The organism is Kamptonema formosum PCC 6407 (assembly GCF_000332155.1).
Lineage (GTDB): Bacteria > Cyanobacteriota > Cyanobacteriia > Cyanobacteriales > Microcoleaceae > Kamptonema > Kamptonema formosum.
In genome coordinates this window covers 293,135-316,461 of record NZ_KB235904.1, presented here as the reverse complement: position 1 = coordinate 316,461, position 23,327 = coordinate 293,135, and the positions used below count along the sequence as shown (strand labels likewise).

The 23,327-nt window shown below is 42.8% G+C and carries 17 protein-coding genes; 12 read left to right on the top strand and 5 right to left on the bottom strand.

Annotated elements, in window-relative coordinates; genetic code table 11:
• Positions 1–22: 22 nt before the first annotated feature.
• Positions 23–5,419 (bottom strand): trifunctional serine/threonine-protein kinase/ATP-binding protein/sensor histidine kinase, encoded by a 5,397-nt coding sequence (locus tag OSCIL6407_RS0118320; protein ID WP_007355728.1) that lies wholly within the window; start codon positions 5,417–5,419, stop codon positions 23–25.
• A 69-nt stretch (positions 5,420–5,488) separates the two neighbouring features.
• Positions 5,489–6,292, bottom strand: coding sequence for a pantothenate kinase (locus OSCIL6407_RS0118315; RefSeq protein ID WP_007355727.1), 804 nt, complete (start codon positions 6,290–6,292; stop codon positions 5,489–5,491).
• A gap of 298 nt (positions 6,293–6,590) precedes the next feature.
• Between OSCIL6407_RS0118315 and OSCIL6407_RS0118310 the strand changes: the two genes are divergently transcribed.
• From OSCIL6407_RS0118310 to OSCIL6407_RS0118285, 6 genes are all read left to right on the top strand, one after another.
• Positions 6,591–8,741, top strand: a complete 2,151-nt coding sequence (locus tag OSCIL6407_RS0118310; protein ID WP_007355726.1) for a GAF domain-containing sensor histidine kinase — start codon at positions 6,591–6,593, stop codon at positions 8,739–8,741.
• A 103-nt stretch (positions 8,742–8,844) separates the two neighbouring features.
• The gene (locus OSCIL6407_RS0118305) at positions 8,845–9,240 is read left to right on the top strand and encodes an STAS-like domain-containing protein (RefSeq protein ID WP_007355725.1); all 396 of its coding nucleotides are present in this window, start codon (positions 8,845–8,847) and stop codon (positions 9,238–9,240) included.
• Between the two features lie 390 nt (positions 9,241–9,630).
• Entirely contained in the window at positions 9,631–9,783 is a 153-nt protein-coding gene (locus tag OSCIL6407_RS36740; RefSeq protein ID WP_007355723.1) for a hypothetical protein, read from the top strand.
• Between the two features lie 238 nt (positions 9,784–10,021).
• Positions 10,022–11,749 (top strand): diflavin flavoprotein, encoded by a 1,728-nt coding sequence (locus tag OSCIL6407_RS0118295; RefSeq protein ID WP_007355722.1) that lies wholly within the window; start codon positions 10,022–10,024, stop codon positions 11,747–11,749.
• A 209-nt stretch (positions 11,750–11,958) separates the two neighbouring features.
• The gene (locus OSCIL6407_RS0118290) at positions 11,959–12,588 is read left to right on the top strand and encodes a vWA domain-containing protein (protein WP_007355721.1); all 630 of its coding nucleotides are present in this window, start codon (positions 11,959–11,961) and stop codon (positions 12,586–12,588) included.
• Entirely contained in the window at positions 12,581–14,326 is a 1,746-nt protein-coding gene (locus OSCIL6407_RS0118285; protein WP_007355720.1) for a diflavin flavoprotein, read from the top strand. Before OSCIL6407_RS0118290 ends, OSCIL6407_RS0118285 begins: the two co-directional genes overlap by 8 nt.
• Before the next feature lie 134 nt (positions 14,327–14,460).
• On the opposite strand, the gene OSCIL6407_RS0118280 is transcribed toward OSCIL6407_RS0118285, so the two are convergent.
• Positions 14,461–15,642 (bottom strand): NAD(P)/FAD-dependent oxidoreductase, encoded by a 1,182-nt coding sequence (locus tag OSCIL6407_RS0118280; RefSeq protein ID WP_026103776.1) that lies wholly within the window; start codon positions 15,640–15,642, stop codon positions 14,461–14,463.
• A 258-nt stretch (positions 15,643–15,900) separates the two neighbouring features.
• Here OSCIL6407_RS0118280 and OSCIL6407_RS0118275 point away from each other — a divergent pair, with 258 nt between their 5' ends.
• Together OSCIL6407_RS0118275 and OSCIL6407_RS0118270 are read left to right on the top strand one after the other, a co-directional pair.
• Complete coding sequence (locus OSCIL6407_RS0118275) at positions 15,901–16,185, top strand: hypothetical protein (RefSeq protein ID WP_007355718.1); 285 nt, start codon at positions 15,901–15,903, stop codon at positions 16,183–16,185.
• 58 nt (positions 16,186–16,243) lie between these two features.
• Positions 16,244–16,783, top strand: a complete 540-nt coding sequence (locus tag OSCIL6407_RS0118270; protein WP_007355717.1) for a DUF2231 domain-containing protein — start codon at positions 16,244–16,246, stop codon at positions 16,781–16,783.
• A 432-nt stretch (positions 16,784–17,215) separates the two neighbouring features.
• Here OSCIL6407_RS0118270 and OSCIL6407_RS34560 read toward each other — a convergent pair whose 3' ends face one another.
• Positions 17,216–17,476: a hypothetical protein gene (locus tag OSCIL6407_RS34560; RefSeq protein WP_148288894.1), complete on the bottom strand. Its 261-nt coding sequence runs from the start codon at positions 17,474–17,476 to the stop codon at positions 17,216–17,218.
• Between the two features lie 22 nt (positions 17,477–17,498).
• Here OSCIL6407_RS34560 and OSCIL6407_RS0118265 point away from each other — a divergent pair, with 22 nt between their 5' ends.
• Both OSCIL6407_RS0118265 and OSCIL6407_RS32685 read left to right on the top strand, forming a co-directional pair.
• Entirely contained in the window at positions 17,499–18,122 is a 624-nt protein-coding gene (locus OSCIL6407_RS0118265) for a DNA-3-methyladenine glycosylase family protein (RefSeq protein WP_007355715.1), read from the top strand.
• 220 nt (positions 18,123–18,342) lie between these two features.
• The gene (locus OSCIL6407_RS32685) at positions 18,343–18,498 is read left to right on the top strand and encodes a DUF262 domain-containing protein (RefSeq protein WP_007355714.1); all 156 of its coding nucleotides are present in this window, start codon (positions 18,343–18,345) and stop codon (positions 18,496–18,498) included.
• Positions 18,499–18,731: 233 nt separating this feature from the next.
• Here OSCIL6407_RS32685 and glgP read toward each other — a convergent pair whose 3' ends face one another.
• Positions 18,732–21,290 carry an alpha-glucan family phosphorylase gene (glgP, locus tag OSCIL6407_RS0118255; protein WP_007355713.1) on the bottom strand — a complete coding sequence of 853 codons (2,559 nt, stop codon included), beginning with the start codon at positions 21,288–21,290 and terminating at the stop codon, positions 18,732–18,734.
• 218 nt (positions 21,291–21,508) lie between these two features.
• On the opposite strand from glgP, the gene OSCIL6407_RS0118250 reads away from it, so the two are divergent.
• Together OSCIL6407_RS0118250 and OSCIL6407_RS0118245 are read left to right on the top strand one after the other, a co-directional pair.
• A complete protein-coding gene (locus tag OSCIL6407_RS0118250) occupies positions 21,509–22,111 on the top strand; it encodes a coiled-coil domain-containing protein (RefSeq protein WP_007355712.1) in 603 nt (200 codons plus the stop codon).
• A 174-nt stretch (positions 22,112–22,285) separates the two neighbouring features.
• On the top strand, positions 22,286–23,317 hold the full coding sequence (locus tag OSCIL6407_RS0118245; protein ID WP_007355711.1) for a M28 family peptidase: 1,032 nt from the start codon (positions 22,286–22,288) through the stop codon (positions 23,315–23,317).
• Positions 23,318–23,327: the final 10 nt, after the last annotated feature.

Below are 23,327 nucleotides of genomic sequence, written 5' to 3'. Positions count from 1 at the left end.
AGGTTCCTCCTAATATATTGTATTATTTAACAGGGATAGCGATCGCAAACACAGTACCTTCACCAGGGACAGAATTGACTGTAATTTGTCCCTGATGTTTTTCTTCAATTATTTGCTGGGCGATCGCTAATCCTAATCCCGTGCCTTTTCCTACTCCTTTTGTGGTAAATAAATGCTCAAAAATTTGAGCGCGTACTGCTTCAGTCATGCCAATACCATTATCTTTAATCCGAATAATTGCCAGATATTTATCATCTGATAGCTCAGTTTTAACAGTAATTTGATTGGCAATTTCTGCATACTTGCGTCCTTGACTTGCTTCTTCTAGGGCATCAATAGCATTGCTCAATAAATTCATAAATACCTGATTTAATTGTCCGGCATAACATTTGATTTGCGGTAAATTGCCATACTCTTTAATCACTTGGATTTGGGGACGATTTTCGTTAGCCTTGAGGCGATGTTTCAGAATCATAATGGTACTATCAATCCCATCGTGGATATTGCAGGCAACCGGATGGTTAGTATCTGCACGGGAGAAGGTTCGCAAACTGGTGCTAATGTCTTGAATTCGCTTTACGCCTTCCTGCATCGACTCAACTAACTTAGGTAAGTCTTCCCGGATGTAGTCAAGCTCAATGGTTTTAATTTCCTCTTGAATATCGGCATCTGGTTGGGGATATTTTTGTTGATACAAATCGAGCAAACCAAACAAATCATTGATATAATCTAAGGCGGGAGTAATATTGCCAGTCAGAAAGCCAACTGGGTTATTAATTTCGTGGGCAACTCCAGCAACTAAGTTACCCAAGGCGGACATTTTTTCACTTTGAATAATGGTAATTTGGGCTTGTTTGAGGTCGTTTAAGGCTTGTTGTGCTGCTTGATAAAGACGAGCATTTTCTAAGGAAATCGCAGCTTGAGCGCAAATTAGATTCAGAAGTTCAACGCGATCGCTCGTAAAGGCTCCTGTAATTAAACTATTTTCTAGATATAAAATGCCTATCAATTTGCCTTGATGCAAAATTGGGTTACACAAAATACTCTTGGGCTGCTGACGGATGATGTATGGGTCATTAGCTAAGGTAATATCTGCGGTTGCATCCAGTAGCACCACAGTCTGTTGGCTGTGCTTAACTTTATAAATTAGCTTATGGGGAATATCCTGACTGTCTTCAAGGGGAAGGCTTTGCAACACAATGGCTTGTGTTCCCTGAGTAATTGCGCCTTGAATTAGCAGATGATGGTCTTGCAACAGCATTAACACGCATTTATGGGCTCCTGCATTTTCAATCACGATTCTCAGTAATGATGACAGCAGTTTTTCTAGTTCGATGGCACTAGAGATAGTCTGAGATGCTTTGAGAATTGCTGTTAAATCTAGGGTATCTGAGACACTGGTACTGCTGGATGTAGTAGAACTGGTAGATGTAACAGTCTCCAAGGGGAAGATAGTTTCATTAGTGGAAAGGGTCGAACGGCTTTGCTTTAATATAGGCACAAGTAATTGGGGATAACGTTTTTCTAAATCAACTACTTTAGCTTTGGCTCCCCATCGGGCATAACAGTAATAGGCTTCTTGCATATAACCTGCGGCAATTTTTTCTCTCCCCCAAGCAAGGTAAAATTTTGCGGCTAATTCGTTCGCTAAAGCTTCTTCTTGGATATAGTCATTGGCTTTAGCACCTGCGATCGCGCGATCGTACCAGTCTCCTGCTTCATAATTCTTGCCTAAAACCCGATGTTGTTCAGCTTCTACTAGGTCGTATTTATGTTGAAAGTTCATCGGTGCGGAAACTGCACGATGGTGGAGTATGGCTTGATTTTTGGAAACCCGCTCCAGCAGTTCGGTTTTGTCTGTAGTTTCGGTATGGGTAGCCAGTGCTGTCAGGGAATCGTAAAAGTAAAAAACTAATTCGCTAATCCCCCCGCTTCCTGCAACTGCTAGGGTTTGACGCACTTCTATTGCATCTTGAATTGCCTGTGGATATTGATTGAGGAGATAGGAAGTAGTCAGGCTATAGACCCAATAATAATGCAATCCAATTAAATCATTAGTAGCGGTGAGTTCGGCGTGTATTTGCTCTGTTTTATTTGTCAAAGTTGACTGGTTTTGACTATTTTGGAGCCGCTCAACTGCTTGTAAAATAATCTGAGAGTAGTTTAAACATATTTTGAGATTGAGCTTGGATAGGGTATTTAAATAAGGCTCTGTTTCTGTCGCCAAAGTATTTAAATCCTGACCAATTATATAAGCGCACTGACATAAATGGTGGACGTTATAGCCTGCAAACTCTATATCGCCGACTTCCTGGCCTGTCTGGAAGCCTTCCCTGTATAAAGCTAAACTGTTGCGAAAATGAGATTTATAATGGATAAAAAACGCAGCCAGGAGAACATTAACTTTTGGCTGGATAAAACGTGCATTGAGTTTTGCCATTAGTTGTGATGACATCTGAGCAAAGTCATAAGCTGTATCCAAATCCCCTAACATATTGCTCAATAAAATCGCATAGTTAATGTAACTAAAGGCTGATAGGGAGTTATTACCTTTCTGAATCGACAACATAACTTGAGTCAGAACGATAAATGGAAATAGTTGGGAAGCAGAAAGATAGGCTGCACCGGTAACACTAGAAAGTAACTGCATAATTGCCACTGCTTCCGGTTCTGTCATCACAGGCAAATCGAGTAAATCTTCAGCAGTTCTACCATTAAGCAATTCCGTTACCTTTTCTACAGCCGATGTTATATCTGTCGGTGTCGGCTGCTCTGGAAGGTAAGTGTTAAATTCGCTTAAAGCAGTACAAGCGATCGCGATCGCCTCTTGAAATCTCCCCTGATTTGTATAAGCCTGAATCTGGATTTCGTAGGTCTTGACGTACTCGGTCGCTTGGAGATTTGCAGCTAAAATCACCTTTACTCCCTGCTCCATTTGCTCGTAATTACCGTACAAATACGCCGCTTCTGTTGCTCCTTCCTGCAATCCTAACATCAGGCTGGTTTGGGTCTGCCAAGCACCATCAGACAGTAAATTTATACCTGTAGTGAAATATTTGAAAGCTGGTTCGTAAGCATTTGAGGCTTTAGCTTTGCGTCCAGTAATTAAATTAAGTTGGGCAAGATTATCTTTTTCCGATTGGTCAAGGATAATTGCGATCGCTCTGTTCCAATGGTTGACAATCTCGAAAATCTTGGCTTCTAGTTCGGTGTCTGGGGTGCTTTGTCGCAGCAACCGAGCGATCGCTAAATGAGTTACTTGTTTTTGGTCTTCAGGAATCAAAGAATAGGCAGCTTGTTGTACCCTGTCATGCAAAAATCTATACTTGGCTATTTGCTCGCTGGTGTTTTTATTTTCCAGCCTCAATTTATCGTTATCTTCGCCCTGATAAAACTTATAAATATCACTTTGGGGTAAAATCAAATCGGTCTGTAAAGCGACCCATAAATCAGTTGCGACTTCCACCTCAGATAATTGACAAACAATCGCTAATGTTTGCAAGTCAAATTGGTTGCCAATACAAGCAGCTAGTTTCAATGTAGATTGGGTTGATTCTGGTAATCTTTGCAATTGAAATACCATAAACTCAACTACATCGTCGGTGAGTGTTTGCTGATTAATTTGAGAAATATCACATTGCCAACATCCCTCTGATAAATTAAATTTAATCAATTTATCTTGATATAATGACTTGAGAAGTTGTGTTGCAAAAAAGGGATTTCCCTGGGTTTTCCGATAAATCAATTGCGACAAAGAAAAAGCTGAATTCTCCCTACACTTTAGTGTATCGGCAACAAATTGATTTAATTTGACGTGACTCAGAGGTACGAGAGTAATTGTCTTAACAACAGCCTCAGATTTACTAATTTCCGTTAATCTCATCATCAAAGGATGAGCGGGCGATACTTCGTTATCTCGATAGGCTCCAATTAATAGTAAATATCCCTGCTTTCTATTTACAATTAATAATTGAATCAGATTCAAAGAAGCAGAATCAGCCCATTGTAAATCATCTAAGAAAATTACTAATGGATGTTCTTTTTGGGTAAAAACCTGAAGAAATTTTTGAAAGAGGAAATTAAAGCGATTTTGGGCTGCAATTCCCGATAATTTGATGGGTGGGGGTTGAGTACCAATAATCTTTTCTAATTCGGGTATAACGTCAATAATTACTTGTCCATTTTCACCGACAGCCTCTAATATTTTATGTCTCCATTGCTGAATTTTGACATCGCTTTCCGTTAACAATTGCCCCATTAAATCGCGGAAAGCTTGGACAATGGCACTGAAGGGAATGTTGCGCTGAAATTGGTCATATTTGCCTTTGATAAAATAACCCCGTTGCCGAACAATGGGTTTATGCACTTCATTAACAACGGCGGTTTTACCAATGCCGGAAAATCCCGCCACTAGCATCATTTCAGTTTGACCTGTGCTGATTCTCTCAAAGGCAGTTAATAGCTGATTTACTTCGTTTTCTCTGCCATAGAGTTTTTCTGGGATGATAAAGCGATCGCTAATATCTCGCTCTCCGAGTTTAAATGTTTCTATCTCACCTGTGGTTTGTAACTGAGCTAAACACATCTCTAAATCGTGCTTTAATCCCAAGGCACTCTGATAGCGATCTTCGGCATTCTTCGCCATTAGCTTACAGACAATTGCTGATAAAACTAAGGGAATTTGAGGCTGAATTTGATGAATTGGAATCGGCTCCTTGGCGAGATGACAATGTACTAATTCCATTGCATCTTCCGAGATAAATGGTAACTTTCCTGTCAATAATTTATAGAAGGTGACACCCAGAGAATAAAAGTCACTGCGATAATCTATGCCTCGATTCATTCTCCCAGTTTGTTCGGGAGATAGATAAGCTAAGGTTCCTTCTAAGATATTGAGATTTTGAATTTCTTGGGTTTCTCTTGGTAGGAGGGAAGAAATACTAAAGTCAGTGATTTTGATTTGTTTGGTATCGGGATTTATGAGAATATTCGCGGGTTTAATATCTTTATGAATAACTCTATTCTGGTAGAGATAGTGGAGAGTCTCCGTGAGTTGTAGGGCGATTTGGAGAAATTCTGCTGAAGGTAAAGATTTAGAGCGTTGACTTTCATCTATTTCTAGTTGGAGATAAGTAGATAGGGCGACTCCACCAAAGTCTTCCATGATTAAGGCATAGCTATTGTGATATGTTTCTAGACTTAGGGGTTGAATAATGCGAGGAAAGTTAAGACTTTTAGCGATGGTGTATTGATTGCGAAATTGGACAAGTTCGTTGAAATTTGGGTATTTATTTCGCAACAGTTTGATCGCTACGAGAGTGCGATCGCACTCTCGAATACCTCGATAGACAAGAGTACGAGAACCTCCATAGATTTGTTCTGTGATGGTATATCCAGGCAGATGAGTGACGATCTCCATTTTCCAGCCTTAATAAAGAAAGAAAACTAATGTAAGTATATCTTCTAATTCTATTGTTTTGTATGATAATTACTTATGATTAACAAAATTTAATATAACTTCCCTCATTCCCCAAAAAATGGCATGGGGAGCTTCAATGATAGAGGTAGCTAAATCGGGAAAGAGAGTTTTAAGATAGGTGAGTAAAAAAGTGCGATCGCCTCCAGTCAATGCAACCTTACTTTGTGGAAAGTGGTACAGCCAATCTTCTATAAAGTCCTTAATTCCTGCAACTAATGTGTAAATAATACCGCTCTGTATTGCCTGTGGTGTATCCATAGCCCAGCGTGGGGGCAAATTTTCTGGTAACTTTATTAATGGTAGCGCTGCTGTTTTTTGCGCTAAAGAAGAGAACTGCAAAGCTAAGCCCGGTAAGATTGCACCACCAACTAGGCACTTATTGATATCTGCTCCAGTAAATGTTATTGCAGTGCCAGCGTCAATTACTAGAATGGGCCAACCTAACTCAGTACCAGCACCTAATACAGCCAAAGCCCTGTCAATTCCTAGAGTAGGGTAGAGCCCGGAAAGTGGCAATCGATCTAGAGTAATTATATGGAGGTCAGGGTAGTTTTGCCAAAGTTCCGCCTGCGGCGATACTACAGAAGCTAAAACTAGAGAGATAGGAACAGGGGACAACTTAAATTGATTACTTAACTGCTTTGCAGCATCAGGGGTTAAATGCTCTGTATCCCAGGTTTCCTGAAGTGCTGCACCCGAAAACTTTGCCCAGTGCAGCCGCGAATTGCCAATCATTAAAGCGATTTTGATAGGGTGGTTCATCTCTACTATGGCTTGATTATTGGCTTGATTATTGACTTTCTTTCTTAACATAGCTTTGATATTAAATCTATAAATTTGCAATTATAAATTACGGATAAACGGCTGGTTTTCAGCCGCTAGTTTCCAGTCTATAATATATCTTTAAATTTAGGTTAGGATATTTTGAATTAGTTAAACCATTGATTCACCTGCATTTTGGTTCTTTCCTGGATGACTAGTTTTTTATTCTTTCTGCTATAATTTATTAATATCTAAAAAGTCTGGGTCGAGCTGGTAAGACTAAAGGCGGGGTGCAATTGAGCAGCCTCAGACAAGATTGGGTAAAACACCACAAAAATACTGACCTTCTATGTATTTGAAAGTAGAGTCACCTCACTGTCCCTGGCCGAGAGTAGCATCTAAGTTGACTGAAACAGAGGATGGTATCTCAGAGGAGGATATTTCCTTGATAGAAACAGAGGAACGAGAAAAGCTGATCGTACAATTGCAACAACAAGTTCAGTTGTCTAGCTTGCTGAATCAGATCAATAATGAAATCCGTCGTACCCTCGATTTAGAAGAAGTTCTGAATTCTGCCTGTCGCCTGCTGGGAGAAGCTCTACAATGCAGTCGCACGAGCATTTTAGTTAAAGAATCAGAAGCAGAAGAAAGTCTGATTACGCGGGGAGAATATAACAGAGGAGATAGTTTCGCCCAGCTTGGCATGAAAGTGCCAATTGCTGATAATGCTCATCTCCAAACTCTGATCTCTGAAGATAAACCTTTAGCTGTGGCAAAATTTGCCGATTTTCCCGGATTAGGAGAAGAGACAAGGGAGATTACCAAGACTTTGGGGATAAAGTCGATGCTGGCTGTTGCTACTCGCTACCAAGGACGGGTAAATGGGGTGATTGGGTTGCACCAGTGCGATCGCGAACGGGAATGGACAGAATGGGAAAAGCAACTGATTGAGGGGGTAGCATCTCAGTTGGCGATCGCGATTAATCAGGCAAAATTATACGCTGAAACCCGCCGCCAAGCGGAATATGAATCTTTGTTGCGTCTGCTGAGTAACCAAATTCGCAGCACATTGGATATTAAAACTATACTTCAGACGGCAGTACGAGAGGTTCGCCAACTTTTAAACACCGATCGTGTTGTTATTTACCAATTTAAAGACAAATGGGAAGGGGAAATTGTAGTTGAGGATATTGTGATTCCTTGGCCGTCAATTTTTGGCGATTCCATCACGGACAATTGCTTTTCTCAGGAATATGCTCAGCATTATTTAGAAGGAAGAGTAAGAGCAATCGATGACATTGAAAAGGCTGGTTTAGATAGGTGCCACGTTGATTTCTTAACTGCTTTACAGGTAAAATCTAACTTGATTGTGCCGATTGTGATTAGTAGAAATGAAAGCAGTTCCCTAGAGGTAGAGAAAGAAGAAAATGAGGAAAAGCGGAGAAGTAACATAGGTAAACCTTCCCCATCCCCCTCATCCCCCTCATCTTCCCCATCCCCCACTCGCCTATGGGGTTTAATGATTGCCCAAGAATGTCAAAGTATCCGGCATTGGCAACCCCAAGAAACAGAGTTTCTGCGGCAGTTAGGTGAGCAAATGGCGATCGCAATTCAGCAAGGGGAACTTTATGCACAAGTTCAAGAAGCGGCGATAAAATCGCAAGCTCAAGCTGAACATTTGCAAGCTACTTTACAAGAATTACGCTCTACTCAGCAGCAATTAATCCAGAGTGAAAAGATGACAAGCTTGGGGCAAATGGTGGCTGGGGTTGCCCATGAAATTAACAACGCTAATAATTTTATCCATGCTAATTTATTCCACGCTCAAGAATATGCAAAAACTTTGATTGTCGCGATTGATACCTGTACAGAAGCCTGCCCAGAAGCAGCAGATACTATTAGTAAAATCGCGGAAGATTTAGAGTTAGATTATATTGAGGAAGATTTTCCTAAATTGCTTAAGTCCATGCAAGAAGGGAGCGATCGCATTCGTTCAATCGTGACCACTTTACGTAATTTCTCTCGTCTGGATGAATCTGAATTTAAGCCTGCAAACCTGAATGAGGGTATCGAAAGCAGTTTGGCTATGTTGCAAAATAGACTGAAATCGGGAATCGAAATTCAAAAAGAATACGGAATTTTGCCCTTAGTAGAATGCCACGCAGCCCAAATCAATCAAGTGTTTTTCCACTTGATTCAAAATGCTTTAGATGCCATATTAACATCAGGAAAACCAGGGAAAATTACTATTCGCACAGAAAGTAAGGATGAGTTGGTGACAATTTCAATTCGGGACAGCGGTGTTGGTATTCCCATTGAGATTCAGAACCAAATTTTCGATCCATTTTTTACGACTAAACCAGTGGGAAAAGGTACGGGTTTGGGGTTATCTATTTGCTATCAGGCGATTGTCAAAGATCATGGGGGCACAATTCGTTGTTATAGCAAAGTTGGTGAAGGTACTGAGTTTGTTGTACAATTGCCTTTAGCCGTCTGCTAAGAAATCTGATTTTTTTGACTGGCATTTATTAGAGGTTTGAGTGAAATTGCGGTTTGCTTGTGCTACTAGAATCATCTTTTAAGTCAATTTACCACAAAATGCTATGAACTTTTTAACAACTCTCACTACTAATAACACCGATAGTATCACCCTGAGCATTACTGAAATTATCGATGATAATTTATGTATCACCTGCGAAGCTGGTCAACAAGTTTTCGAGGCAATTGCAGCAGCTTTCAGGGAAGGTAAAAGCGTGGTTCTTTCTTTCAAGGATTGTGAAGACTTTACAAGGGCTTTCCTGAGCGAGGGAATTGCTCAATTGTATGAATATTTTTCAGAAGAGCAAATCCGTAATTCACTCAGTATAGTAGATATCGATCCTGAAGATGCAGAATATATTGAGGATGTTATATACTGGCGACGGCGGTACTTAGAAGACCCTGAGCGTTTCAAGGAAGCCGCAAAAGAATCTCTGTGTGCTGAGGATGATGATGAGTAACCAAGTTTATCAGATCGAATATTACAGATTTAGCTCATCTGATTATATATTATTCGATGCTAATGTGTGGCTGTATATTTATGGGCCGCAGGGTGAGAGTTTGCCAAGATTACGAAGTACATATCACTTAGCACTGAGAAAGATTCGTGGTGCTAAGATTCCAATATTTATCGATGTGCTTGTACTTTCAGAATTCATCAATGCTTATGCTAGGTTTGTTTACAATGGATTTGCCGCAGGGAATAAAACCACAAGATTTTAAGAGTTTTCGCCAAAGTAATCAGTTTAATCAATCCTATTGCTAGCCAAATTGCTAAAGATGCTCGCAGAATACTTAAGAAATGCGAACGAATTGACAGCGGTTTTGAATCAGCGGATTTAGGCGGAATATTGAGTGGTTATGCTGTGGGAGATGCTGATTTTAATGACAAGATTTTAGCTGAACTCTGCAAGGCAAAAAATCTAAAATTGGTGACTCACGATGCCGATTTTAAATGTGAAGCTTTGACTGCGATCGCAGCTAATCGTAAATTTTTTAATTGAAAATGTAACAACGAGGGCCGGGTGAGGTGGCGAGATTAACCGATATTCGGTTATTGATTACCACATTTCGTCAATCTTGTCAAGACAGAGGCTAGAAATTAGAGGAAAGCAAGCAGAAGATAGACTTAGTTTTAGTATTCTTAACTGAGTAATAGGTTTTTTAATAAAGCTTTACAATTAAAACGTGCAAGAATAGAAGTAATGATGTATTAATGGCTTGCTCACAAGGAGGCGACAAATGGTAGCGCTCACTGAACGAGTAGAACGCAGGTTGACTGTAGAGACTGGCGCGATCGCGCCTGACACGACGACCATTCGCTGTCTGGATTGGGATCGCGATCGCTTTGATATAGAATTCGGTCTGAAAAACGGCACAACTTATAACTCATTTATCATTCGCGGCGAGAAAACAGCGCTGGTTGATACCTCCCATGAGAAGTTCCGCCAACAATATCTCGATATTCTTAAGGGGTTAATTGACCCCGCTGAGATTGATTACTTAATTATCAGCCACACCGAACCAGACCATAGCGGTTTAGTTAAAGATGTGCTGCAATTGGCCCCCGAAATAACAATTGTGGCTTCAAAAGTAGCAATTCAATTCTTAGAAGACTTGGTGCATCAGCCATTTAAACGGCAGATAGTTAAAAATGGCGACAAACTAGATTTAGGCAACGGTCACGTTATCGAATTTGTGTCAGCGCCAAACTTGCATTGGCCCGATACAATTTTTAGCTACGATGCTAAAACCCAAGTGATGTTCACTTGCGATGCTTTTGGGATGCACTACTGTTCAGACAGCACTTATGATGAAGATTTAGCAGCGATTGAAGAAGATTATCACTTCTATTATGAGTGCTTGATGGCTCCCAATGCGCGATCGGTTTTGAGTGCAATGAAGCGGATGGCCGAACTGGGAGAAATTAACACAGTTGCTACCGGTCACGGCCCTTTATTGCGTCATAATGTTGTGGAACTGACTGGACGCTATAAAAAGTGGAGTCAAGAACAAACTAAAGCAGAAACAACTGTTGCAGTTTTCTACGCTTCCGACTACGGTTATAGCGATCGCCTTAGCCAAGCGATCGCACACGGTATCACTAAAACCGGTGTTGCTGTCGAAATGATGGATCTAAAAACCGCAGATCCGCAGGAAGTTGGCGAACTGGTAGGTTTAGCTGCTGGTATAGTCATTTGTACGCCACCGAGTACGGGCCCCGCCGCCGCGATCGCAGAAACAGCAATTAACACCATTTTAGCCGCTGTTCATAATAAACAATCTATCGGTTTATGCGAGTCAGGAGGTGGAGACGACTTATCCATTTATCCCCTCCGAAACAAGTTCAAAGAGTTGGGATTAAAAGAAGCTTTCCCCAACATTTTGATCAAAGAAGCGCCGACAGAAGCCACCTATCAATTGTGCGATGAAGCCGGTACCGACTTGGGACAATGGCTAACGCGAGATAAAGCTGTTAAGCAGATGAAATCTCTCGATAGTGACCTCGATAAAGCCTTGGGTCGAATTAGCGGCGGACTGTATATCATCACCGCTCAAAAAGGCGAAGTCAGCGGTGCAATGTTAGCATCATGGGTGATGCAAGCTAGCTTTAAACCATTAGGTTTAACCATAGCAGTTGCTAAAGATCGTGCAATTGAATCGATGATGCACACGGGAGACAAATTTGTTTTAAATGTGCTATCGGAAAACAATTATCAAGCGCTAATGAAGCACTTCTTAAAGCGTTTTCCTCCCGGTGCAGATCGCTTTGCCGGTGTTAAAACTCAACCCGCTAGCAATGGTTCTCCCATTCTTACGGAAGCTCTAGCTTATTTGGAATGTCAAGTAACTAGCCGCATGGAAGTAAGCGATCATCATATTGTCTATGCGACAGTTGATAGCGGCAGAGTCAGCGATCCTGATTCTTTACCAGCCGTACACCACCGCAAAGTAGGCAATCATTACTAGGTTGGTAATAGAGGCTTTTAGGCGCTTGATTATAAAATAAAGCGCCTAAAACCTCTAGCACAAAAAATTTGTTTATAGCAGTTTTCAATTAGTAGGTACTGCTTTTAATAACTAATGAGCAATTAGCAATTAGCAAGATATGTACCTAATAAAACAGAAAGTGGCTATAAATTCACAGACTTAGTTACTAACAACTTAATTGTTAAATAATGCTTACCAACCTTTTGAATGACAGAGATTACATCATAATTATTGCTAGAAGTGCTGCTAGCAGAGAGCAAAATCATCCTCTGTACGAACACTGGCTAGCAGCTCAAGCATCCCTGATTGACTTGGCAAAAAAATGTCAAGAATTAGACAGCGACGGCTTAACTGTCTACGAAGCTTCAACCCCTCTCTGGAAATATGAAAATACAGATGTCAAGCGGTTAGCTGAAATTTTGCAGCGGCAAAATACAACACCAGACCCTGCAAACCTAATTAAAATTAGCTTGCAAGAAGCTCTTAGCGATGCTCTCAACGATTATTTTAAGCGGAAGGCAAGTCCTAAAGCTAAAAAAGGGGCGATAATTGTTGTAGTCATAGACGAAAAACAGGAAGATGGCAAACTTGTTGCTGAGACTATTATCAATACTGCCAATAAGATTGCTAAAGATGAAGAAATTGGCATTAGTTTTATCCAAATTGGCGAAGATGTAGAAACCAGAGAGTTCCTCACTTACCTGGATAACAATTTACAGCAGGTGGGTGCCAAATTTGACATTGTGGATACCAAATTTTGGCAGGAAATCAAAAGAAGTTCCATAGTACAGTTTCTAATTGGTGCGATACATGACTAACACTCTAACTCCTCAAACTATCTCTAACTCGAAACCCCGTGATGTCCAATTTTTCCAGATTGCAGCAGAGACAATTGTACTGCGATCGCGCACTTGGGACAGACTCAAATTCGAGGTTGAATATTCCCTCCAAAGAGGGACAACGGCAAATTCTTTTCTCATTGAATCTGACAAAACAGCCTTAATTGACCCTCCCGGTGAATCCTTCACCAAAAACTATCTAGAGGCATTGCAGCAGCGTTTCGATATCGCTAAGCTAGATTACATCATTCTCGGACACTTTAATGCCAACCGAGCCGTAACTCTCAAAACTCTGCTAGAAATAGCTCCTCAAATTGTCTTTGTTTGCACAAATCCGGCGGCAATTTCGTTGCGTGCGGCATTTCCCGACCAAGAGTTAAATATTAACGTTGTCAGAGGTGAAGAAACCCTTGATTTAGGGAGAGAACATCAATTAAAATTCGTTGCCACTCCTACTCCCAGATGGCCAGACGAACTTTGCACCTACGACACGAAAACACAAGTTTTATTCACAGATAAACTTTTTGGTGCTCATGTTTGCGGCGATCAAGTATTTGATGAAGGGTGGAGCGTTTACAGCGAAGACCGCCGCTATTATTACGATTCTTTGCACGCATCTCAGGCAAAACAAGTGTTAGCAGCACTGGATAAATTGGCGGATTTACCTGTTAAATTTTACGCTCCCGGTCATGGGCCATTGGTGCGTTACGGCCTCACAGAATTAACCCATTTGTATCGGGAATGGAGCCAACAGCAAAAGACAAAAGACTTGACAGTAGTGCTGATTTATGCGTCTGCTTACGGAAATACAGGGATATTAGCACAAGCGATCGCAAAAGGCATTACTAAAGCAGGTGTAGCCGTTGATTCAATTAATTGCGAAGCAGCAGAACCAGGAGAAATTCAAGAAGCCATTGAAAAATGTGATGGATTTATCATCGGTACGCCTACTTTAGCCGGTCATCCACCTACTCAAATTGTAACTGCTTTAGGGGTAGTTTTATCCACAGCAGCTAAGAACAAATTAGCGGGTGTATTTGGTTCTTATGGTTGGAGTGGTGAAGCTGTTGATTTAGTTGAAAACAAACTCAAAGATGCCGGATATCGGTTAGGGTTTGAACCAATTCGAGTTAAATTCAAGCCTACAGATGTCACGATTCAACAATGCGAAGAAACGGGAACTGACTTTGCTCAAGCATTGATAAAATCTCAGAAACTCCGCGCACCCCGACCTGCATTAGGTAGCGGTGCAGACCGCACAGAACAAGCTGCTGGTCGAATTGTTGGCTCTCTTTGCGTAGTTTCTGCTAAGCGTGGAGAAGTCGCTAGCGCGATGTTAGCATCGTGGGTATCGCAAGCAACATTTAATCCTCCAGGTGTTACTTTGGCGGTAGCAAAAGATAGAGCAATTGAGTCTTTGATGCACAATGGCGATCGGTTTGTGTTGAATATTTTAGCAGAAGGCCGACAATTACGGAAGCATTTCATGAAGAGCTTTGCTCCCGGTGAAGACCGTTTTGCCGCAGTAGAAACTCAGGAAGCTAGTAATGGTTGTCCGGTTTTGAGTGATGCTCTTGCTTATCTGGAGTGCTCAGTTGCAAACCGGATGGAATGCGGAGATCATTGGGTAATTTATGCGGTAATTGAAAATGGTCATCTGCTCAAAGCTGATGGTGTGACAGCGGTGCATCATCGTAAATCGGGGAGTTATTATTAAATATTCGTTGATACGCGCGATTACGTAACGCCGCCAGGATGGCGGCGTTACGAATAGTTTTGCGTAAGTCCTATAATTAACGTGAGGTCAAAATAAACCATCTGAGTAGTCGCCTTCCTAGTTGCACTTTTCAACTAAACAAAACGACTGGGAGATAATTTAGGAATTAACGGATCGTTTTCCCCAACAGCACAATTAGCAAATCGCTTAGCTAGAGGCGGTACAAATACTAAAGGATTGCTAAATCCCGAAAATATATGTATTCCCTCAATATTAGGAATTGCACCAATTAAAGGTAGACGATCGCAACTAAAAGCCACTAAGCAATCGTGCCAAGTTGCCGGTAAATTTTCCAAAGCAGGTAAAAACTTCCCCACACCTGCGCGAATGGCGGCCTCACTTTCAGCGCGATCGACAGTAGCATTAGGATCGCTTAACACGCGAGATAATTGCCCAATACGGATGCTACCATCTTGGAATTGAATCGCACCTGCATCTAAAACTGATGGTGCCAAAACATTTCCAGGTTCATCCCACAAGGGATCGACTTCAACTTGACTCGCCGCCGCTTCCATGGGGAAACGTTGGAGCACTGCTTGCATGATTAGCGATCGCACTTTCACCTCTCGGCTAGCTTGAGGCGGTATCTCCAACATCTCAGCGCGTGTGAAATATAGCCGTAGAGGAATCCCGGCGGATGTTAACAACATCCTACTCAAACCCCCGGCGCAAACAGCCACATTCTGCGCGTGATAAGTCTCTGTCGCACTCTTGACTCCCAAAATGCGATCGCCTTCCCGGACAAATCCTCTCACCTGAGCAAATTCTATGGAACCACCCAAATCCACAAAGCGATCGCTGTAACCCTGAGTTGTGGCTTCCGGCGAAATATGACCGTGCGCGACAGTAAGGGCACCAGCGATCGCCTTGGGATTTAGCAGAGGTTCCAACTCGCAAGCCGCCTCCACACTCAAAAGCCGAGGCGCGATCGCAAAATGCGCGTAGCTAGCAGCAACTTTCTCAGGGCGATCGCCAGCAGCAATTGTTAACAATAAATCCAGTTCCCGAAACTGAGTATCGGTATCCAACTCTTGAGATAAATGGCGGTGAATTTCAATTCCCTCGCGGCACAATTGACAAGTTAAATCTGTCGTACCAGACCAAAATGCAAGACCACCATAACTAAAACGAGTAGCATTTTGGACTACACCATTTTGCTCTAATAATAATACAGTCAAACCTTTTTTGACCAATTCATAACTAAGAGCTGCACCTGTAATCCCAGCACCAATAACAATCCAGTCAAAAGTTTTCATTCCCATTTTAGAGTTAAGGAGTTCTACAATTTTAAACAAAAATATGTCCGTAGGAAGAGGTCGCCTTCGAGGTCGGCAGTTGGAAGTTACCCCCCTTGAGAGATGCTTTCTTAGGGCGTTTTTACTTTCAATATAGGTAATGCTACACCAAAAGCTGACGCTTGCTGTATCAGCCGCCAAAAGTACCTCAAATCCTGTGGGTAAGGCGAAAGCAAAAAAGTAAAACGACAAAAATTTAGCAAGGCGCAAGAGGAATTTATGACTATCGACAAGACTAACGCAATTAATGACGTTAATCGCGCCACTAATCCAGGCGATCGCATCTCCGATGAACCCCAATCCATCGAAGAAAAAGCTAAGCAACTGGCCGTCGATGACGTTCCCGACATTACGGGAGACAATATTACAGTTCCTACTTACTTCATTGTTGAAGAACCAGACGGCGAAAAGAAAGCACTGCATCACGTTAAGGATGCTGACGAAATATCCGATGTAATTAGACAAGCTCGTACTGATGAAAATGGCGAGCGCGTGTGGCGGTAAATTTAAATTCCCGATCGGGATGTCTTAACTTTTTCAACACTTATTTAACGGAGGAATCATGGAAACAAATCAAAGAGAGACAGCACCTTTCCCCAATATTCCGCCGATTTTGGAAAGTCTCGATTCCGAGTACCGCGACAGTGGTATAACCAGCTCGATTAACATCGCAGGCCATCCGATCCACCCCGTAATTGTGATCTTCCCAGTTGCCTTTTTAGTAGGAGCAGCAGGTAGTGATATTGGCTATTGGCTAACAAGCGATCCCTTTTGGGCTAGAGCCTCTGTTTGGCTGATTGGTGCAGGTTTTGTGAGCGGTATTTTAGCAGGAATTACGGGCTTTTTGGACTTCTCAAGAATTAAAAGAGTCCGCGATCGCAGTGCTGGCTGGTTGCACATGGCTGGTAATATTACAGCTCTAGTATTGTCCCTGATTAACTGGGTAATGCGCTTCGGCGATCCAATCGCGCCCATATTTCCCATAGGCATTACAATTTCTATCATTGTCGCCACTTTGTTAGGAATTAGTGGTTGGTTTGGCGGGGAACTAACGTTTCGACACAAAGTTGGCGTGATTGGGCCTAGTAGCCAAATGCGCTAGTTACTTGTCAATAATCCCAGATTTTTATATAGGGATTGAATCCTGAAAATATGAGCCTGTAATGCTTCAGGGGGCGCTTTTCGCCCCCTGAAGCAATAAGCTCATCGAAGAGCTGCATTCAGAACGAAAGCTCTAATTTGAATACCTCTCAAAGATAACCATGAATATCCGTTCTTTACCATAAGTAATCAGATGATTTCTTAATTGCCGTAAAAAATAAATATAGTTTTCTCGCTCAAAAAAGATAAGCTGACAGTTATTACCTCGGTTATAAACATGGTAGTAATTACCCGCTTGGAAGATAATTTGGCGACGTGGCATATCAGAGTGTAGGTGAGGAAGTCAGAAATGTGCGATCGCATGGGAGTTAGAAACCGGGTTTCTTACCCAAATCTTCGGTAGGATGCAAAAATTATCGCAGAAACCCGGTTTCTAGGCTGAGGGTGCGATCGCATGGGAGTTAGAAACTGGGTTTGTTATCCAAATCTTCGTTAGGATGCCTAAATTATCGCAGAAACCCGGTTTCTGGGTTAAGGGAGCGATCGCGTGGGTCTGAGAAACCGGGTTTGTTATCCAAATCTTCGATAGGATGCCTAAATTATAGCAGAAACCCGGTTTCTGGGCTGAGGCTGAGGTGCGATCGGAATACGCTAATATTTCTATATTACGTACTATTTGGAATACAAATCGCAAACAATATTGGGTTTTTGCGTAGATGAATTACTCGATCGCTATTGACTATCTCAAGGATTCCGATCCCATTTTGGGACAACTCATTGACCAAGTTGGTGGGTGTCAATTAAATCAGCGCGAGTTGGAGGGAGACTTGTTTTTTTGTCTATCCCAGTCAATTCTGCATCAACAACTTTCTACTAAGGTAGCTAAAGTCATCCACGCTCGATTTCTCCAACTTTACGCTAACACTCAGTTCCCTTTGGCGCAAGATGTCCTCGATACGCCGGATGAAGTGCTCCGCCAGGTGGGTATTTCGCGGCCCAAAATATCTTATCTCAAAGATTTAGCGCGTCATGCGATCGAGGGATTGCCGACCATTGAGGAGTTGGAAATCATGGATGATGAATCGATTATCAAGAATCTAACGCGAGTCAAAGGTATCGGTCGCTGGAGTGTTCAGATGTTTTTAATTTTCCGTCTCAATCGGTGGGATGTTTTACCTGTGGATGATTTGGGTATACGTTCAGGGATTCGGAAACTCTATGGTCTTGATGCACTTCCCGATCGCAAGACTACAGAACGTTTAGGGCAAAAGTGGAAGCCTTATTGTAGTATTGCTTCGTGGTACTTGTGGCGCAGTTTGGAACCTTTACCGTTAGTTTGAGGATTGTTAGAATCAGGGGAAGATGCGATCGCATGAAAGGGTGGTGTCTTCAGGCGATCGCTCGTATTGTTCATTCTATACATCTAGAGTGTACAATTGTCCCTATTGTCCTAATGTTGACTCTAATCAATAAAAATATTCTAGTAAATTAGATTCGTGTTAAGATTAAACGGACAGTAATCCTTCATACAGGGCTTCTTTGACATAGAGAGAAAACAGAATGGAAAACGGACAGAAGGCTATTAGCGATCTGTTTGAGAGCCGCAGAATTTTCAACATTCCTAAGTATCAACGTGCATACGCATGGGAAACTAAGCAGCTACGAGATTTTATTAGCGATCTCGATAACCAGGCTTTAGGCAAAGATTACTTTTAATGATGTACTGAGGTTATAAGAGTATTTGATTCACCAAATTGTTTGAAGGGAGCTATGAGGCGAGGAAAAGCTTTCATAATCTCTGTCTAAACCGCTGTATCAAATCCCGTAAATTGACCATAATTAATGTAGGAGCAGGTTCACAAATATCCGTAATCAAACACTCCTAGATATTGTAAACCCGCCCCTCACTCCTAACAATGATTAATCAACCAAACTGGATATAACCAACATTAAGAGGCCCAAAGAATCACACCCACTTCATAAGGGCTACTAAGATAATCGTGCTTAGGCAAAACCCGCATCGATAAACCCTGTAACCCACTGGAAGTATAAGTAATATCAGCCAAATAAAGCGTCGAATTGTGAGCATCTTCTCCCACATACTCCATCACCACCGGCATCCCTCCAATAATTTGCCCATTAGTATCCAGAGCACCTTGATAGAGTTCCACTTGCACATCCGCAGGAGTCAACCCAGCTAAATTAATTCGAGCTTTCACAGCGATCGACTGATTCACCTTAACTTCGACATCTTCAGAGACATCAACCGCCTCAATTTTGATGTCATACCACTTCTCTAGTAACTGTTTCTTCCACTCAGCTAACTCCTTAGCGGGAGCATAACTTTCAGAAGTCATTCCGTAGAAGCGATCGCTAGCCGGAAAATAGGCCCGCTGCGCGTAATCTTGTACCATCCGGGCAGTATTAAATACAGGACAATTCAAGCGAATTGCATCCTTCATTTTCGCCACCCAACCGCGAGGAACACCCTCAGCATCGCGATCGTAAAATAGAGGTACAACTTCCTTCTCCATCAAGTCATACAAAGCATTCGCCTCAACCTCATCTTGATACTCAGTATCCTCATAAAACTCCCCATGACCGATCGCCCAACCAGTGCGAACATAATCCGCTTCATCCCACCAGCCATCTAAGATACTTAAATTCGGCAAACCATTCATCGAGGCTTTCATCCCCGAAGTACCAGAAGCCTCACGGGGACGACGCGGCGTATTTAGCCAGACATCGCAACCCGCCACCATAAACCGAGAAACATTAATGTCGTAATTCGGGAGAAATACGATCGAATCGCGCACATCTTGCTCGCGGATGAAGTGAACAATATCGCGGATCAATTCCTTACCCGGAATATCCATCGGGTGAGCCTTACCAGCGATTACAAATTGCACCCGTTGGCCCTTTTCCCGCATAATTCGCTTAATGCGATCGACATCGCGCAGGAACAAAGTAGCGCGTTTATAAGTAGCAAAACGACGCGCAAAACCAATTGTTAAAACACTAGGATCGAGAGCTTCTTGGGCCAGATCGAGTTCCTTTTGGGAAGAACCGCGATCGCGCAAACTCTTGACCAACAACTCCCGCGCAAACACTACCAACTCCAGACGACAGCGTTCGTGATTGCGCCACAACTCCTCATCAGGAATCGCAGACAAACGATCCCACAAGCGATCGTCTTTGTGACTCATCTCCCAATTGGGGCCGAGATAGCGATCGTACAACTCCTGAGTAGGCTTAGCCACACAACTACGGGCGTGTACCCCATTCGTAATCGACGTAATCGGCACTTCATCCACAGGCAATCCCGGCCATAAATCCTGAAACATCGGGCGCGAAACCTTACCGTGCAAAGCCGCCACACCATTGACAAAACTGGACATTTTAATTGCCAGAATTGCCATATTCAAAGGCGCGACCAAATCACCAGTATTTTCCCGGCCTAAAGCCATAAATTCATCAGGAGATAAACCAAAAATCTCGGCATAATCGCCGACATAGTGCATCACCATCTCTGGATCGAACAAATCAAAACCAGCAGGAACAGGCGTATGAGTTGTGAATACGCTACTAGAAACAACCACTTGTTCCGCAGCCTCAAAACTCAAGTGTTCTTCCTGCATCAAAACGCGGATGCGTTCCAGAGTCATAAACGCTGCGTGACCTTCATTCATGTGGTATGTCGTCACTTTCAGCCCCAAAGCCTTCAGCATTTTCACACCACCAATACCCAGCATAATTTCCTGGTGCATCCGCAGATCCTTATCGCCACCGTAAAGTTGATCGGTGATATCTTGGTCGTAGCGGTTGTTGGGTTCAATATTCGTATCTAGCAAGTACAAAGGTATAACACCCACTTGCACCCGCCAAATCCGGGCGTAGACTTGACGGCCAGGATAGTCTACTGCAATTCGCAACTCCGAGCCATCGGGATTGCGCTCCAAGTGCAGGGGCATATTATAGAAATCATTGATCGGGTAGCGCTCTTGCTGCCAGCCATCAGCGTTAAGGTACTGGGAAAAATAACCTTCCTGGTACAGCAAACCCACTCCTACAAGCGGCAAACCTAAATCGCTAGCAGATTTGAGGTGATCGCCAGCCAGCACCCCTAAACCGCCAGAATAGATGGGCAGAGCTTTGACTAAGCCAAATTCCATCGAAAAGTAAGCGTAGCATTCCTGCTGCTTCGTACTGCGCTGTTTGCGATACCAATCTCGGTTTTTGAGGTAATCGTCTAATTGCAAGGCTGCACGGTTCATTTGAGCCAGGAAGCCTCGATCTTCTGATACTTCCTGGAGTCGCTGCTGAGAAATGGTTCCTAGCATCAATACCGGGTTTTGGTTGCTAGAGTCCCACAAGTCGCGATCGAGCCTGCGGAATAAGTCTTTAGTCTCTACATTCCAATCCCAGTGCAAGTTGTAGGCAAGCTTGCGTAGAGGTTCGAGACTTGAGGGTAACGAAGGAGAAACGTTAAATGTGCGAATTGGCTGCATGGACAAGACCTCTAACTTCAGATACGCTTATCTTCTGCTGTGTTTAGCCTTAAGTCGGTTGTTCTTAACACTGTTTTGAGATATCTATTGAATTTGGGACTGGGAACTGGGGACTGAGGACTGGGGAGAAGGGGAGAATTGCCAGTTAACAGTTAACAGTTAACAGTTAACAGTCAACAGTTAACAATTTAAAATTGGTTGTCCCGTTCTTAAAAATTATGAGCCAGACGATCGCAGAACTTGAAGCCGAAATCGCCCCCTTGCAAGCGGAAGTCCTTTCCCTGGAAGGGAAACTCGATGAAATTCGCCAACAGCGCTCTTCATTCCGAGTCGCTGTTGCCTTCCCTAAAAATAACTCACCGGAAGCTCTTGCCCAATTTCACAAGCATAATGCTGCGGCTGCGGCTAATTGGGTACAACAACTTAAGGAGATTGACAAAAGTATCCAAGCTCTAGAAATTCAACTCAAGCACAAAGAAACTTTACTAACACACAAGCAGGCTGAGTTGGATCGGTTACGCTCTCAGCAGGAATGGTTGGAACTTGAGCGACAGGTGCAAGCGGGAGGAAAGCTTTTGCAATCTCAAGCTCAAAAAATTAATCAGCTAGCAGCACAGCTAGAGGTGGAAATTCAGTCTTTTAAGGCAATTTACCAGGAGGTGAATCCGAGTTATTGCCAGTGGTTACAAAAACCTGTAACTATTGTTCAGTTTTCGGCAACGACAATTCCTCATGTTTTCTTTCAAGGCAATAAATTTGAGCTGGGGAATAAGGAAATTGACTGGAATCAGGAATTGGAAATTGAAAATGGGGAGTTATAGCTAGGGAAGAGGGGCTAGGGGCTAGGGGCTAGGGGCTAGGGAAGAGAGAAGAAGGGTTTAGAATTAAGGGTTTCGGGAATTCACAATGTCATAAGTGCCGAGAAGGTTGCTATATGAGTTTGTAGGGGCGGTACTCTCATGTCCGCTCGATTGTTATAAGTTTTTGAGTTTTCAATGAAGAATTTAATTTTGGTGTTGATGTTGATTCTGGTTGCTGTTGGGGTAGCTGGTTGGGGTTCTCACTCTTGGTATCCCTCGTTTGTACCAGAGGTGAAAGTCGATCGCACTGTGAATATTTCGCCAAACTCCACACCGCCAGAGTTGTCTTACCCACAGGAGCTAGAATTGCCACAGGTTGATTCTGAGCGACTGTGGGGACACCTTGAAGCCTTGGCGGGAGAACGTTATGGGGATGGCGATCGCGATCGCACTCGAAATTACTTATCTCAACAATTGCGAGAGATGGGATTTTCACCAGTATTGCAGCCCTTTAATGGCGGTGTCAATGTCTTTGCGGAACGTAAAGGTACTGACCCTTCAGCGGGTGCTATTCTAGTTGGTGCCCATTACGACACTGTACCGCGATCGCCGGGAGTTGATGACAATGCTACTGGGGTGGCCGTAGTTCTAGAAGTGGCACGACTTTTAAGCTCAAAATCAACGCCTCGGACGTTACAAGTGGTATTATTCGATCGCGAAGAATTGGGACTTTTAGGCAGTTTGGCTTTCACTGGTAACAAGTCGCAGTTAAAGGATTTACAAGGAGTAATAGTTCTGGATATGGTGGGTTATGCTTGCCAAATTTCAGGATGTCAGAGCTATCCAGAAGGGCTAGCTTCTAATCAATTTTTGCAGGCCGCAGGAGTGAAATCTCCAGACAAGGGAGAATTTATCGCTGTGGTAGGAGATGCCGAACATTTGCCATTACTGAGTACTTTCACGGAGTCCGGGAAAGCGGATTTACCCACAGTTGTAACGCTTCCAGTTCCCCTCAAAGGCGTGCTGACACCGGATGTTTTACGGAGCGATCACGCGCCTTTTTGGTATCAGGGAGTGGGTGCGGTGTTGGTGACGGATACTGCAAATTTGCGATCGCCTCACTATCACCAACCTACGGATACTCTAGCAACTATCGATCGCCCTTTCTTTACGGGTGCTGCTCAAATTGTTGTCAATGCTACTGCTAAACTATTAGTTAGTGGTTAAGGAAGAAGGA

Excerpts from the sequence above, each read along its gene's own strand:
- OSCIL6407_RS0118320 (WP_007355728.1), bottom strand. The coding sequence starts at position 5,419 with ATGGAGATCGTCACTCATCTGCCTGGATATACCATCACAGAACAAATC.
- OSCIL6407_RS0118315 (WP_007355727.1), bottom strand. The coding sequence starts at position 6,292 with ATGTTAAGAAAGAAAGTCAATAATCAAGCCAATAATCAAGCCATAGTA.
- OSCIL6407_RS0118310 (WP_007355726.1), top strand. The coding sequence starts at position 6,591 with ATGTATTTGAAAGTAGAGTCACCTCACTGTCCCTGGCCGAGAGTAGCA.
- OSCIL6407_RS0118305 (WP_007355725.1), top strand. The coding sequence starts at position 8,845 with ATGAACTTTTTAACAACTCTCACTACTAATAACACCGATAGTATCACC.
- OSCIL6407_RS0118295 (WP_007355722.1), top strand. The coding sequence starts at position 10,022 with ATGGTAGCGCTCACTGAACGAGTAGAACGCAGGTTGACTGTAGAGACT.
- OSCIL6407_RS0118290 (WP_007355721.1), top strand. The coding sequence starts at position 11,959 with ATGCTTACCAACCTTTTGAATGACAGAGATTACATCATAATTATTGCT.
- OSCIL6407_RS0118285 (WP_007355720.1), top strand. The coding sequence starts at position 12,581 with ATGACTAACACTCTAACTCCTCAAACTATCTCTAACTCGAAACCCCGT.
- OSCIL6407_RS0118280 (WP_026103776.1), bottom strand. The coding sequence starts at position 15,642 with ATGAAAACTTTTGACTGGATTGTTATTGGTGCTGGGATTACAGGTGCA.
- OSCIL6407_RS0118275 (WP_007355718.1), top strand. The coding sequence starts at position 15,901 with ATGACTATCGACAAGACTAACGCAATTAATGACGTTAATCGCGCCACT.
- OSCIL6407_RS0118270 (WP_007355717.1), top strand. The coding sequence starts at position 16,244 with ATGGAAACAAATCAAAGAGAGACAGCACCTTTCCCCAATATTCCGCCG.
- OSCIL6407_RS0118265 (WP_007355715.1), top strand. The coding sequence starts at position 17,499 with ATGAATTACTCGATCGCTATTGACTATCTCAAGGATTCCGATCCCATT.
- OSCIL6407_RS32685 (WP_007355714.1), top strand. The coding sequence starts at position 18,343 with ATGGAAAACGGACAGAAGGCTATTAGCGATCTGTTTGAGAGCCGCAGA.
- glgP (WP_007355713.1), bottom strand. The coding sequence starts at position 21,290 with ATGCAGCCAATTCGCACATTTAACGTTTCTCCTTCGTTACCCTCAAGT.
- OSCIL6407_RS0118250 (WP_007355712.1), top strand. The coding sequence starts at position 21,509 with ATGAGCCAGACGATCGCAGAACTTGAAGCCGAAATCGCCCCCTTGCAA.
- OSCIL6407_RS0118245 (WP_007355711.1), top strand. The coding sequence starts at position 22,286 with ATGAAGAATTTAATTTTGGTGTTGATGTTGATTCTGGTTGCTGTTGGG.